Source organism: Caballeronia sp. 11_S32, from assembly GCF_056930355.1.
Genome location: NZ_JBXOWH010000005.1, coordinates 189298 through 202673, shown reverse-complemented (window position 1 = coordinate 202673; position 13376 = coordinate 189298). Strand labels below are relative to the sequence as shown.

The window sequence follows — 13376 nt, the reverse complement described above, 5'->3', positions numbered from 1 at the left end:
TTCCCTTATAAGATTCGGAGACTTCCCCATGACTACGTCGAGACAAGCGTTCCCGACGTCGCCTGAGTATCAGCGCGCGCACACTTCGGAGTCCGCGCTCTACGCGAAAGTGACGTGGCGCCTCATTCCCCTTCTGTTCCTGTGCTACGTCGCGGCCTATCTGGACCGCGTGAATGTAGGCTTCGCCAAGCTGCAGATGCTGAAGGATCTCGGCTTCAGCGAGACCGTGTACGGGCTGGGCGCGGGCATTTTCTTCATCGGCTATTTCATCTTCGAGGTGCCGAGCAACATCATCCTGCACAAGGTCGGCGCGCGGCTCTGGATCGCGCGCGTGATGATCACCTGGGCGATCATCTCCGCCGCGATGATGTTCGTGCAGACGCCCACGACGTTCTACATCCTGCGCTTCCTGCTCGGTCTCGCCGAAGCGGGCCTGTTCCCTGGCGTGATTCTGTATCTGACGTACTGGTATCCGTCGGCGCGGCGCGGCAAGATCATCGCGCTCTTCATGACGGGCATTCCCATCTCGGGCGTGATCGGCGGTCCGGTGTCCGGCTGGATTCTTCATGCGATGAGCGGCGCGCACGGCTTCGCGGGCTGGCAATGGCTCTTCTTCCTCGAAGCGATTCCTTCGTTCGTGCTGGGCTTCGTCATCATCTTCATGCTCGACAAGGGTATCGAACAGGCGAAGTGGCTCACCGATAGCGAGAAGAAGATGCTCGCCGCCAACGTTGCGGCCGATGCGCAGGGCGTCGAATCGCACTCGTTCAAGGACGGCTTCACGAACCCGATGGTCTGGGTGCTGTCCGTGATCTATCTGTTCTTCATCATGGGCCTGTACGGCGTGGGCTTCTGGCTGCCGACGCTCATCAAGGGCTCGGGCGTGAAGGATCCGCTGATGATCGGCTTCCTGACGACGCTGCCGTATGCGGCCGCCGCGATCTCGATGATCGTCGTCGGACGCAGCTCGGATGCGCGCCGCGAACGCCGCTGGCACGTCGCGGTGCCGGGTCTGATCGGCACGGTGGGCTGGATCCTGGCGGTGATGGCGGGCAGCGGCAACGTCACGCTCGCGATGACCGGCCTCACGATCGCCACGATGGGCGTCATGACCACGCTGTGCCAGTTCTGGTGCCTGCCGACGGCGATCCTCGCCGGCGCGGCTGCGGCGACGGGCGTGGCGGTGGTGAATTCGTTCGGCAACCTCGCGGGCTTCGTGAGCCCGTATGTGATCGGCTGGATCATCGACAAGACGCATTCGACCGACCTCGGCGTCTATACGCTCGCGGCTTGTCTCACGATCGGCGGATTGCTGGTGCTGCTGATGCCGAAGCGGATGGTGAATCGCTGATCCGAAAGGGCCTCGCAGAAAAAGGGCGATGCGGCGAAATCCGCTTCGCCCTTTTTTGTATGATGGCGGACCATCCCTCGCAAACACTCAAGGACCACCGCCATGACCGCCGCAACCCAATTCGATCAGGTTTCCGTTATCAAACGCGCCAACGTCTACTTTGACGGCAAGTGCGTGTCGCACACTGTTCTCTTCGCCGACGGCACGAAGAAGACGCTCGGCGTGATCCTGCCCGGCGCGCTCAACTTCGGCACCGACGCGCCCGAGCTCATGGAAGTGCAGGCCGGCCAATGCCGCATCCGTCTCGATGGCAGCGACGAATGGAAGACGTATGGCGCGGGCGAATCGTTCTCGGTGCCGGGCAAGAGCCGCTTCGATATCGACGTGATCGAAACGCTCGACTACGTCTGCAGCTATCTCTGATCGTCCCGGCAAGCAGTTTGTCCAATTTTTCATGCTGTCCACGTTTCGTGTACACTGACTGAAATTGGACAATCGATCCGCCAATGCCGCCCGCCGACCATCACATCGAGCAGTTCGTCGAGGCTGCCGCAGCCGCCTTCACCGATGCGACCGGCCTCGCCGCCCGACGCGTCAAGGCGCCGGCGCGCGGTAACTTCGACGCCGCCATCGAGTTCCGCATCGGCGGTGCGCGCTTCAGGCGTCCCGTCGTCGTGCGGGACCATATCGACCGGTACGCCGCGTTATCGGCCATCGGCACACTGGACAGCGCGAAATCCACGCTCGTCACCACGCATCTCTCCCCGAACATGATCCGCGCCTGCCGCGAACTGGGCGTCGATGCGCTCGATCTCGCCGGCAACGCGAGCCTCATCGAAGGCGATAGCGTCGTGATCGTTTCGGGCCGGCCGCGCGTGGCGGAAAGCCGGGCGCGCCGCGCCAGAACCTGGACGAAATCCACACTGCGCGTCACGCTCGCCCTGCTCGTCACGCCTGCGCTATTGGAACGCGGCTATCGCGATATCGCGCAAAATGCGGGCGTGAGTCATGGCACGGTGCAGAACGCCGTGCGCGCGCTCGTCGATCATCGCGATATATTCGAGCGGCCCGATGGACGCGGCCTGCAATTCGCCGACAAGGACCGCCTGATCGACGAATGGGTCACGCTGTATCCGCGGCAATTGCGCGAATCGCTCGTCATCGGGCGCTATCGCGCGGAATCGAACGACTGGTGGCGCGAGGTTCCCGATCTGCCCGGTCAATGCCAGTTCGGCGGCGAGCCCGCCGCTGCGATACTCACCGAATATCTGAAACCCGCGACGGTCACCGCTTATTGCGCCGATGCCGTGCCGCGCGAGTGGATCATGAAGGCGCGATTGCGGCCCGACCCCGCCGGAAACGTCGAATTCCTGCGCGCGCCCGTTGCGCTTGCGCCCGTCGACGGACTTCCGCCGAACGTCGTCGCGCCGCTCATCGTCTACGCCGATCTCATCGCGAGCGGCGACCCGCGCAATCTCGAAACCGCCAGGATGCTGCGTGAACGCTATCTTGCCGCTTGACCTGCTGCCGCACCGGCCGATCGTCGCATCGACCGCCGCGATGCTGCGCGAAGTCGTCGCCGCGTCGCATGTGACGAACATCGCGTGGTTCGTCGGCGGGGCGAGCGCGCGCGACATTCTGCTCACGCACGTCCACGATATCGAAGCGATCCGCGCGACCGCGGACGTCGATATCGGCATCTCGATTCAAAGCTGGACCCGCCACGAAGCGTTGCGGCACGCGCTGCTCGCATCGGGCAATTTCAAGGCGCCGAAAGGCTCGGCGCATCGGCTGAATTACAGCGTGCCGAAAACCGGCGAGCGCACATGGCTCGATATCGTGCCGTTCGGCGGCGTGCAGGACGAGCATGGGGAAATCGCGTGGCCGCCGGACTGGTCGGTGCGCATGAACGTCGCGGGCTTCCGGCAGGCGCTCGACGCGGCGATTCCCGTGCGTATCGCGAAGGATTGCGTCGTGCCGGTCGCGTCGCTGCCCGCGCAGGCGATGCTCAAGATCGTCGCGTGGCAGGACCGGCACGCGGCCGACCGCAAGGACGCGATCGACCTGCTCTTTCTGATGGCGCGTTACGCGCAGGCGGGCAACCTGGACCGCCTCTATTCCGATGCCTTCGATCTCGTCGAGCGGCACGGCCACGATCCGGATATCGCGGGCGCGGCGCTGCTCGGCCGCGACATGGCGGCCATTGCAGGCGACGACGACATCCGCACGCAGATTCTCGCGATCCTGCGCCCGGACGATCCCGCGCCGCCAATTCTCGCGCACATGCTCGGCTCGCGCATGCCGGTCTTCGAAGCCGATACGTCGGAACGCGTCGCCGCGTTGTTTTACGCATTCCGCGACGCCTTCTAGACAATCAGCCGTTGCGGAACAAGTAGCTATAAGCGTTGATCGCGGGCACGCCGCCGAGATGCGCGTACAGCACCTTCGAGCCTTCCGGGAATTCGCCGTTGCGCACCATCTGGATCATGCCGTCCATCGATTTGCCTTCGTAGACGGGATCGGTCAGCACGCCTTCGAGCCGCGCGCACAGACGAATCGCCTCCAGCGTGCCTTCGTTCGGCAAGCCGTACTCCGGGCCGCCGAAGCGCGTATCGAGAATCACGTCCTCGCGCGTGATGTCCTGCCCGAGATCGACGAGCTCCGCCGTGTGCTTCGCGATGCGCAGAATCTGCTCGTGCGTCTGCTCCGGTTTCGCCGATGCATCGATGCCGATCACGCGCCGCGCGCGCCCATCCGCCGCGAAGCCGACGACCATGCCCGCCTGCGTGCTGCCCGTCACCGAGCACACGACGATGTAATCGAACTTGAAGCCCAGTTCCGCTTCCTGTGCGCGCACTTCTTCCGCGAAGCCGACGAAGCCGAGCCCGCCCAGCGGATGCTCGGAGCAACCGGCGGGAACCGGAAACGGCTTGCCGCCCGCCGCGCGCACGCTTTCCATCGCGTCCTGCCAGCTTTTGCGGATGCCGATATCGAAGCCATCGGCGACGAGGCGCACGTCCGCGCCCATCATCCGCGACATCTGGATATTGCCGACGCGGTCGTACACCGCATCGGAGTAATTGACCCAGTTCTCCTGCACGAGCACGCACTTCATGCCGAGGTGCGCCGCGACCGCCGCGACCTGACGCGTCTGGTTCGACTGCACGCCGCCGATCGATACGAGCGTGTCGCAGCCTTCGGCGATCGCCTCGGGAATCAGATATTCGAGCTTGCGGGTCTTGTTGCCGCCGAATGCGAGGCCGCTGTTGCAGTCCTCGCGCTTGGCGTAGAGATCGACCTTGCCGCCGAGATGCGCGGAGAGGCGCTTGAGCGGCTGAATGGGCGTCGGTCCGAAGGTGAGCGGATAACGGGGAAAACGTTGCAGGTTCATGATCGGCATCCTCGTGAGGGTGGGACTGCATGAACGCAATCGTAGAGATTCTCGTGGTCGTCCGGGTTGCGAAAAAAAGGCGCTCGGCCTAACGTTTCATGATGTCCGAAATCGGACACTTTCTTTTATTTTGCAAAATGCGCTGTTGACGCAATGAAAAAAACCGCATCCGCCGCAAAGCCGCATCCGGCAAGCGCTCAGACCGACCGCGTCGATCGCGCGATCCTGCGTCAGCTTCAGCGCGACGCATCCATCTCGAACGTCGCGCTCGCCGAGAAGGTCAACCTGAGCCCGCCCGCGTGTTTGCGGCGCGTCGAGCGGCTGCGCGAAGCGGGATTGATCCGCGCGACCGTCGCGCTGCTCGACCCGAAAGCGCTCGACGCCGGCATGCTCGTGCTGATCGGCGTGATCCTCGACCGTTCCACGCCGGACTCCTTCGCCGAATTCGAGAAAGCGGCGCAGAAAGTGCCCGGCTGCATGGAATGCCACGTCGTGACGGGCGAATTCGACTTCTTCATGCTGATCCGCACGCGCGACAGCGAGAGCTTCAACCGTCTCCATGCCGAGAAGCTGCTGTATCTGCCCGGCGTGCGGCAGATCCGCACGTTCATCGTGCTGCGAGAGATTCTTTCGACGACGGCGTTCCCCATCGGCGAATCGGCCGGAACGCGCACGGCGTAGCCCCGAAGACACAATGCGCAAGATTTGCTGAAAAATTACGCTACGATTCAGGGTTTTCCATGTCTGGGCATCCCGTTTCGTTGTGACCGCGTCTGAAATCAAAGCCCTGGCCAAGGCGGTTCTGGCTCGCGCGGCATTGCGGCTGCGTCCGCATCTGCGTCCCCGCACGCTGCTCCTGCTGCCAGCGCTCTTTCTTATATATGTGCTGGTGCTGATTCCGTTCACGCCCGGCATCCGCGATATCCGCCGTGCGAAGGTCGACCAGCCCGCGCAGATCTATTCCGCCGATGGCAAGCTCCTCGCCGAATTCAAGCCGACGCATCGCGAATGGGTGAGCCTGAAGGAAATCTCGCCGCAGGTGATCGACGCGCTCATCGCGACGGAAGACCGGCGTTTCTACGAGCATCACGGCATCGACTTCAGGCGCACGGCGGGCGCGGCGCTGCGCACGTTCTCGGGCGACCGGCAGGGCGGCTCGACGCTCACGCAGCAGCTTGCGCGCAATCTGTATCCCGAGGAAATCGGCCGCTCGCAGACGCTCACGCGCAAGCTCAAGGAAGCGATCACCGCGTTCAAGATCGAAGCGGTCTATTCGAAGGACGAGATCCTCGAAACGTATCTGAACACGGTGCCGTTCCTGTACAACGCGTACGGCATCGAAATGGCCGCGCGCACCTACTTCGACAAATCCGCGGGCCAGCTCGACGTGCTCGAAAGCGCGACGCTCATCGGCATGTTGAAGGGCAACAGCTACTACAACCCGGTGATCAACCCGGAGCGCGCGCTCGACCGGCGCAACATCGTGCTCGGGCAGATGGTGAAGTTCGGCCACTTGCCGGCCGCGAAGCTCGACGCGCTCAGAAAGCGTCCGCTGCGCATCGATTTCGAGCGCCAGACGGAAGAGCCCGGCCGCGCGCCGCACTTCGCGCAGCAGTTGCGCAAGTGGCTGATCGCGTGGGCCGACGACAACGACTACAACATTTATTCCGATGGCCTCGTCGTGCGCACGACCATCGACTCACGCCTGCAGACGATGGCCACCAACGCGCTCGCCTGGCAGGGCAATCAGCTTCAGTCGATCGCCAACGCGGCGTGGGGCGGGCGCGGCGGCTGCGCGGGCGCGAACGCGGACCTCGCGCATGCGTTCATCCGCGAGACGGATCAATACCGCGCGATGCGCACGAGCGGCGCGACCGATCCCGATGCGCTCAAGCATCTCGGCTCGGACCGCGCGTTCATGCAGGCGCTGTGCGAGAGCAAGACGCGCGTGCAGGCCGCGTTCGTGGCGCTCGATCCGCGCAATGGCCAGATCAAGGCGTGGGTCGGCAGCCGCGATTTCACGCAGGACCCGTTCGATCACGTCGCGCAGGCGCGCCGCCAGCCCGGCTCGACCTTCAAGCCTTTCGTCTACGGCGCGGCGTTCGAGCACGGCGCGAAGCCCACGGACACGTTCATCGATCAGGCCGTGGAAATTCCGGTGCGCGGCGCCGAAACCTGGCGTCCCACCGACGATTCGCCGCCCTCGGGCCGCCCGGTGAGCCTGCGCGACGGCATCGCGTACTCGAAGAACCGCATCACCGCGCAACTGATGGAACAGGTCGGACCCGGGCGCGTCGCGCGGCTCGCGCGCGACATGGGCGTGCGCGAGAGCCATCTCGACGTGGTGCCGTCGCTCGCGCTCGGCACGAGCCCGGTCACGCTGAAGGAAATGGTGTCGTCGTACGGCACCATCGCGAATGACGGTAGTTATATAGAGCCGCTGCTCGTCACGCGCATCGAGAACAAGGACGGCGACGTGCTCGCGCAGTTCGAGAGCACGCCCGAGCGCGCGCTGTCGGTCGATGCGACCCGCAAGCTCGTCGACGTGATGCGCGACGTTATCAATCGCGGCACCGGCACGGCGATCCGCACGCGCTTCGGCATTCGCGCGGATGTCGCGGGCAAGACCGGCACGACGCAGGACAACGCCGACGGCTGGTTCATCCTGATGCATCCGCAGCTCGTGGCGGGCGCGTGGGTCGGCTTCAACGACAGCCGCGTGACGCTGCGCAGCGATTACTGGGGGCAAGGCGCCCACAGCGCGTTGCCGATCGTCGGCGACTTCATGCAGCGCTCGCTGCGCTCGCATCTGATCGACGCGCGCGCGCGCTTCGACACGCAGGAAACGCCGGGCGTCTGGCAGACGATGGTCACGCGCGTGCGCGCCTGGTTCGACGAGACGTTCTCCAAGGCGCCGAAGCCGGGCGCGCCGAAGACGGCGCAAACGGCGGCGCAACGTCCGGTGCGCGCGAAGCGCGCGGCGTCGGAGCCGGTCGCGGAAGTGACCGAAGCGCCGCCGCAAGCGCCGGTTTTCACGACGATGCCGCCGATCCTGCCGCCGCCGGGCGAAGGCGCGAGCGACGCGGCCACCGCACCGGCACCGGTACCGGCACCGGCACCGGCCGAAGCGGCTTCCGGCATGCAGCAGTAACGATCATCGCGTGCAGGCGGCTGGCCGCATGGCGCCGCCGCACGACCGTCCTATTCCCGCCTTTCCTCCGATATGAGCGCCCGCGCACATAACGCGCGCCGCAACGATGGTTCGATTCGATTAGGCGAAACGAGCTGACCCAAGATTTCGCCGCACCCGCCGGCGCGCTGTGGCCACACGCGCCAGTCAAACCGGACAAGAGCCGGTTCTGCTGAGTTTCCAATCCTGAGGACGCACGCGGCGTGTTGCGTAACGTCCGATCAATACCCGGCTGGTATCGGAGAACGAAGTGAACAAGCGATTTCCTCGCCTCAGGCGAGCCCTCGTGGCCACCGCACTCGCACTACCCTTCGCATCGTCTAGCTTCGGGCAGAGCGTCAGCGCTACCCTGCCGTGGACCGGCACATGGTCCGCCGCGCCGATGATCACCGGCGACGGCGGCTTCAATAATCAGACGATCCGGCAGATCGTGCACACGAGCATCGGCGGCACGGCGGCCGGCGTGCAGTTTTCCAACCTGTACGGCAACAAGCCGCTCGTGATCGGCGACGTGCATGTCGCGTTGCGCGATAGCGGCCAGCGCACCGTGCCCGGCAGCGACCGGCCCGTCACCTTCAACGGGCAAACCTTCGTCACGATCGCGCCGGGCCGCTCGGAGATGAGCGATCCTGTCGCGTTCCAGGTGCCGGCGCTCGCGGACATCGTCGTCAGCGCCTATCTGCCGCAACAGACGCCGATGGAAACGACCGGTCACGCCGAAGGCTTTCAGGACGTGTATATCGCCCCGGGCGATGTCAGCACCGATCCGGAGTTCAAGGGCGGCGCCGTCAACGCGCTCGGCGCGCAGTCGTATTACTTCCTCACCGACGTCGTCGTGCAGAACGCCAGTGCGACGGGCGCGGTGGTCGCGTTCGGCGCGTCCATCACGGACGGCTCCGCATCCGCGCCGAACACGAACGGCCGCTGGCCGAACCTGCTGGCGAAGCGCCTGCAGGCGTCCGGCATGACAGTCGGCGTGCTGAACCAGGGCATTTCCGGCAACGACTTCTTCACGAACGATTCGGGCGAGTCGGGCCTCGGGCGCTTCAAGCGCGACGTGCTGGATCAGTACAACGTGAAGTGGGTGATCATTTCCGACGACGCGGTCAACAACCTCATCGGCGGCGCGCCGCCGTCGGCGGACCGTCTCAACAACGCGCTCGCCGAGCTGGTCCGGAGCGCGCATGCGGCGGGCGTGGGCGTGATCTGCTCGACGCTCACGCCGTTTCGGGGCGTGGATTCGTGGACGCCGGACATCGAGGCGTCGCGCGAATCGGTCAACGCGTTCGTCGCCACGTCCGACAGCGGATGCGACGCCGTGCTCGATCAGGCCGCGGCGCTCGGGGATCCGGCCAACCCGGCCACGATGCGCGGCGCGTACGACAGCGGCGACCATCTGCATCCGAATCAGGCGGGACTGCAGGCCATCGCCAATTCCGTGAAGCTCGACTGGTTCAAGTAAGCGCCGCGAGAAAGCAAAAAAACGCCATGCGGAAATGTTTCCCGCATGGCGTTTTTCATGGCGTCGCCGATTACGACTTGACGATCGTCGGGTTGGTGACGTTGATGCTCGGGCCACCGTTGTCCCACTGCTCGACGATCAGCGGGTACTTCCACTTCGGGTTCGAGCTGCTGATCTGGCCGTTCACGGTGTAACCGTCCAGGAACAGACCCTGAACCGCGAACGAACCGCCCGGGCTCGTCGTGTCGACGTGGTTGGTGATCGCGATGGTGACAGTCTTGGGCTGCGGACCCGCCAGCGAGCCGAACCACACGTTGATACCGCCGCCCTTGCAGTTCGCCGTCGTCGGGCTGTTGATCGTGATGTTCTTGAACACGGCCGAGTTGTCGTTCGGCTCGAAGTCGAGACCGCACGCCGGCGCCGTGCCGTTGATGTTTTGCCAGGTCGGGCTGTTGAACGTGATCGTGTCGCCCGAGATGATCGACACGCCCTGACGGCGGCAACCGTCGGCCTTGTGGTTGTCGACGCGCAGGTTGTACGTCGGCGTGCCCTTCTTCGTCTGGCTGTCGTTGATGTAGATGCCATCGCCCCACGTGTTGATCGTGGTCGGCGACGTGAGCGTCACGTTCGTCGCGCCCATGATCGTGAAGCCCATGCCGTGCTCGCCGCCCGACGCCGAGTTCAGCTCCTTGCTGCCGTCGAGGTAGGCGTTTTCGACCGTGACGTTGCTCACGTCGACGATACGAATCATCTGGTAGATGTCCGCGTTGTGCGCCAGCAGCTTGATGGAAGCGCCCGATGCGAAGCGGATGTGGCTGTTCGAGCGCAGCGTGAGACCGGTCGTGTCGATGCGGACCTGGCCCGAGATCAGGAGGATCTGGCCGACGGTGCCGTCGATGGCGGCCTGCAGCGCGGCGCGGTCATTGGTCTTGCCGTCGGCCTTCACGCCGAACGACGAAGCGGAAACGGTGCCTGCGGTGTTGTCGGCCGCGGCAGAGGTGGTCGAGCTCGCCGCAGCGGGCGCGCTCGCGGTGGTCGTGGCGCTGGCCGACGAGGCCGGTGCGGCGTCGCTCGCGGCAGCCGTCGAATCGGCGCTCGTGTGGTTGCGTCGTCTCCAGCGATCTGCGACGGAATCAGGCGTCGCACCGTCGCCGCCGCCGCCGCATGCGGCGAGCACGAGCGCACCGCCGCCCGCGATGAGCGAGGTCAGCAGCTTGCGACGGGTTGCGAGGGGAGCGTCGACTACGGTGTTTTCTGCCTGGTTGTTGTTCGGAAACATTATTCTTTCCAATGGGTCGTGGCGATTTCGACGGGTGAACCCGTTCCTGCGACATCGGCCGCACGCGACGTTTCTTTATGGGCGATGAGATGCCCGACGCATAAAAAGCAGGTGCAAACGATCGCACCGCTCAGCGCTCGGCAGTCGCGCATGACGACTCCGACAGGCATCTCGGCGAATACAGACGAACTTCGGGATTGGAGGAACCAGATATTCCGGAAGAACTCATTTACCCCGTGCCTCGATGGGCCCGCGAACGGACCGATGAGACAACCGGTTTCGACGGCAGTTATTACCGTCTTTTATTTATACTACAGAACGTTACGAGGTGTTTCTACCGCGCACTTGTTACAGAATGTACGCTTGTAACTTTTCATTTTTCGTTTTTGGCTTTTTTTAGCGTTGCATTTTCCGCTTTAATAAACCGTGAGTGAAATAATCTACGCCGCGTTCATTGTTAATATGAAACCGGATGAAGCGCAGTGAATAAGCATTCTATACGACGATTAATAATTCATATGACGAAACGCGGCGCGGAATAAAAAAGCGCGGGCAAAAATATCGTGTCGGATCGCTGCGCATCGCCCCGCAAGGCTTGGCTGGCAAGGCGGCCGCCTGTCGAAATGATTACAAACGTTCCGATCATTTCATTTAATAACACGATTTTCTCTTTCATCATTCTTATTACGAAACGCGGTATTTCCGCATTTTGTACGGTCCTGCATTCGCGCAAACCGCCAATGAGAATCTTTTCACTCGCTTTCGCCCGATGAATCAGATTTTGTAAGTGCCGCACTAAAACTTTTTTCAGGGAATAAAGTAAAAACCCTACAGTGGTTACCCTTATCGGGTTTATACGAGGCGTGTCCAGACTTTCTCCCCATCCACGCTGCGACAAGCGTTCGCGGGAATTGCTAATAATCAGATCAAAACATTAAGAGATAATCCGCAGACGAATAACGGCCGTTGCGGAAATTCATGCCGCAGGAATCGGTCATTTGTTCCAATTCCGACTTCCGGAGCGCTGATCCGGACCGCCCGTGACACGCGCGGCGCTATCGGAGACGACGGGTGCCCTTGCCAACATTCGCGCCGCCCGCTTTGATGCATGCTCCTTCACTTGCGAAGACCTCCCAGGCCTTCGCGGCATTGAGTTGCATGACGAGTTCGTCCTGACGTCGGGCCACGCGACGTAAGGCTCCCACGCAGGAGGAGTACAGTGCTGAGCGCAGCGGTGCAATCGGTAAGACGACGTTTCGGCGGCGTGCATCAGGATCACAAGCGAATCGCGAGAAGCGCCGTCGTTCTGCTGATCTTCGTGATCGCCGGGAAGTGCATCGGCGCATCGAAGGAAATGGCGATCGCGTATCGCTACGGGATCAGCGGCACCGTCGACGCCTATCAGTTCGCGCTCACGCTCGTCACCTGGCTGCCCACAATGCTGACGAACGTGCTGAGCGTGCTGCTCGTTCCCGCGCTCGTGTCGCTCAGGGAAGACAAGACCCAGCAGAACGGCTTTCTCGGCGAGCTGGAGGGCGTGGGGCTCGTCATCGGTCTCGCGTTCTGCCTTCTGCTCTGGCTCTTCTGGCCGTATCTGGCGGACGTCGTCGCGGGCAGTCTCGCGGAATCGACGCGCGACATGTGCCGCGAGATGATCATCAGCATGACGCCGGTGGGCGTGCTGACCTTCACCATTTGCATATCGTCGTCGCGGCTGCAGGCTTCGGGCAGGCACATCAACACGTTGCTCGAATGCGTGCCGGCCATCGGCCTGCTCGTCTTCGTGCTCGCCGCGCGCGACGACACGTCGATCATGCCGCTCGTCGTGGGCACGTCGCTCGGCTTCGTGGTGCAGGCCGCGTGGCTGCGCGTGCTGGCGAAACGCGCCGACACCATGTCGGCGGTGCCGCGCGTCTCGGTGCGCGCGAAGCAGTGGCCGGAGACGATCCGCTCGATGGGCACGCTGACGGTCGGCGCGGTCGTCGCGAGTCTCTGGCTTCCGCTCGACCAGTACTTCATGGCGCAGCAGGGCGACGGCGCCATCGCGACGCTCGGCTACGCGAGCCGTCTGCTCTCGCTCGTGCTCAGCATGGGCGCGCTCGCCATCACGCGCGCGACCTTGCCGATCCTCGCGGAGATTCTCCATCGCGGCGATCATGCCCGCGCGCGCAGCACGGCCCTGAAATGGTCGGGCGTGATGGCGACGGTCGGCCTCGTCGGCAGCATCATCGCGTATGTGCTCGCGCCTTATGTCGTGAAGCTGCTCTTCCAGAAGGGCGCGTTCACGGCGGACGACACCCTTGCCGTCACGACGCTCTTCCGCTACGGGTTGCTGCAGGTGCCGTTCTACTTCGGCATGTGCGTGCTCGTGCAGTTGTTCGCGAGCGAGACGCGCTATCGCGCCATCTCCGTCATCTCGCTGATCGGCTTCGGGACCAAGGTCATCGGCAACGTCGTCCTGGTGCGCTTCTACGGCGCGCAGGGCGTGCTGCTCGCGACCGGCATCGGCGCGATCGCCGTGCTCGCGTCCTACATCTTCTGGACGCGCTTCGCGCCGCCCTTCACGGGCGCCGGTCCGAACGCCGGAGCGGACACGCCGCTGTAAGCGTGGCCTGTGCGCGGACGGGCGGTGTGCCCGTCCGGCTGTTCTCTTCACCACCCGCACGGTGTTTGCGAGGTTCGCTCATCGCGCGTTGCGCCGTT

11 protein-coding genes are annotated in these 13376 nt (G+C 63.8%); 8 read left to right on the top strand and 3 right to left on the bottom strand.

Annotated features, from left to right (window positions below):
• The first annotated feature begins 28 nt into the window (after nt 1-28).
• The 4 genes from AC1Z32_RS35560 to AC1Z32_RS35545 all read left to right on the top strand — a co-directional run bounded on the left by AC1Z32_RS35560 (nt 29) and on the right by AC1Z32_RS35545 (nt 3721).
• Nucleotides 29-1351 (top strand): MFS transporter, encoded by a 1323-nt coding sequence (locus AC1Z32_RS35560; RefSeq protein ID WP_483483550.1) that lies wholly within the window; start codon nt 29-31, stop codon nt 1349-1351.
• Nucleotides 1352-1453: 102 nt separating this feature from the next.
• Nucleotides 1454-1774, top strand: coding sequence for a pyrimidine/purine nucleoside phosphorylase (ppnP, locus tag AC1Z32_RS35555; RefSeq protein ID WP_014193901.1), 321 nt, complete (start codon nt 1454-1456; stop codon nt 1772-1774).
• Nucleotides 1775-1857: 83 nt separating this feature from the next.
• Nucleotides 1858-2871 (top strand): type IV toxin-antitoxin system AbiEi family antitoxin, encoded by a 1014-nt coding sequence (locus tag AC1Z32_RS35550; protein ID WP_483483549.1) that lies wholly within the window; start codon nt 1858-1860, stop codon nt 2869-2871.
• On the top strand, nt 2849-3721 hold the full coding sequence (locus tag AC1Z32_RS35545) for a nucleotidyl transferase AbiEii/AbiGii toxin family protein (RefSeq protein ID WP_483483548.1): 873 nt from the start codon (nt 2849-2851) through the stop codon (nt 3719-3721). Before AC1Z32_RS35550 ends, AC1Z32_RS35545 begins: the two co-directional genes overlap by 23 nt.
• 4 nt (nt 3722-3725) lie before the next feature.
• On the opposite strand, the gene AC1Z32_RS35540 is transcribed toward AC1Z32_RS35545, so the two are convergent.
• Nucleotides 3726-4742: a 1-aminocyclopropane-1-carboxylate deaminase gene (locus tag AC1Z32_RS35540; RefSeq protein WP_483483547.1), complete on the bottom strand. Its 1017-nt coding sequence runs from the start codon at nt 4740-4742 to the stop codon at nt 3726-3728.
• Between the two features lie 153 nt (nt 4743-4895).
• Here AC1Z32_RS35540 and AC1Z32_RS35535 point away from each other — a divergent pair, with 153 nt between their 5' ends.
• The 3 genes from AC1Z32_RS35535 to AC1Z32_RS35525 all read left to right on the top strand — a co-directional run bounded on the left by AC1Z32_RS35535 (nt 4896) and on the right by AC1Z32_RS35525 (nt 9394).
• Nucleotides 4896-5423 carry an Lrp/AsnC family transcriptional regulator gene (locus AC1Z32_RS35535; protein WP_483483546.1) on the top strand — a complete coding sequence of 176 codons (528 nt, stop codon included), beginning with the start codon at nt 4896-4898 and terminating at the stop codon, nt 5421-5423.
• An 82-nt stretch (nt 5424-5505) separates the two neighbouring features.
• Entirely contained in the window at nt 5506-7893 is a 2388-nt protein-coding gene (locus tag AC1Z32_RS35530; RefSeq protein WP_483483545.1) for a penicillin-binding protein 1A, read from the top strand.
• Between the two features lie 325 nt (nt 7894-8218).
• Nucleotides 8219-9394, top strand: a complete 1176-nt coding sequence (locus tag AC1Z32_RS35525) for a GDSL-type esterase/lipase family protein (RefSeq protein ID WP_483483544.1) — start codon at nt 8219-8221, stop codon at nt 9392-9394.
• A 70-nt stretch (nt 9395-9464) separates the two neighbouring features.
• Here the strand turns inward: AC1Z32_RS35525 and AC1Z32_RS35520 are convergent, their stop codons facing one another.
• The gene (locus AC1Z32_RS35520; protein ID WP_483483543.1) at nt 9465-10673 is read right to left on the bottom strand and encodes a glycoside hydrolase family protein; all 1209 of its coding nucleotides are present in this window, start codon (nt 10671-10673) and stop codon (nt 9465-9467) included.
• Nucleotides 10674-11187: 514 nt separating this feature from the next.
• Entirely contained in the window at nt 11188-11571 is a 384-nt protein-coding gene (locus AC1Z32_RS35515; RefSeq protein ID WP_483483542.1) for a hypothetical protein, read from the bottom strand.
• A gap of 321 nt (nt 11572-11892) precedes the next feature.
• Here AC1Z32_RS35515 and murJ point away from each other — a divergent pair, with 321 nt between their 5' ends.
• Nucleotides 11893-13278 carry a murein biosynthesis integral membrane protein MurJ gene (murJ, locus tag AC1Z32_RS35510; RefSeq protein WP_483483541.1) on the top strand — a complete coding sequence of 462 codons (1386 nt, stop codon included), beginning with the start codon at nt 11893-11895 and terminating at the stop codon, nt 13276-13278.
• Nucleotides 13279-13376: the final 98 nt, after the last annotated feature.

Excerpts from the sequence above, each read along its gene's own strand:
- AC1Z32_RS35560 (WP_483483550.1), top strand. The coding sequence starts at position 29 with ATGACTACGTCGAGACAAGCGTTCCCGACGTCGCCTGAGTATCAGCGC.
- AC1Z32_RS35540 (WP_483483547.1), bottom strand. The coding sequence starts at position 4,742 with ATGAACCTGCAACGTTTTCCCCGTTATCCGCTCACCTTCGGACCGACG.
- AC1Z32_RS35535 (WP_483483546.1), top strand. The coding sequence starts at position 4,896 with ATGAAAAAAACCGCATCCGCCGCAAAGCCGCATCCGGCAAGCGCTCAG.
- AC1Z32_RS35550 (WP_483483549.1), top strand. The coding sequence starts at position 1,858 with ATGCCGCCCGCCGACCATCACATCGAGCAGTTCGTCGAGGCTGCCGCA.
- AC1Z32_RS35520 (WP_483483543.1), bottom strand. The coding sequence starts at position 10,673 with ATGTTTCCGAACAACAACCAGGCAGAAAACACCGTAGTCGACGCTCCC.
- ppnP (WP_014193901.1), top strand. The coding sequence starts at position 1,454 with ATGACCGCCGCAACCCAATTCGATCAGGTTTCCGTTATCAAACGCGCC.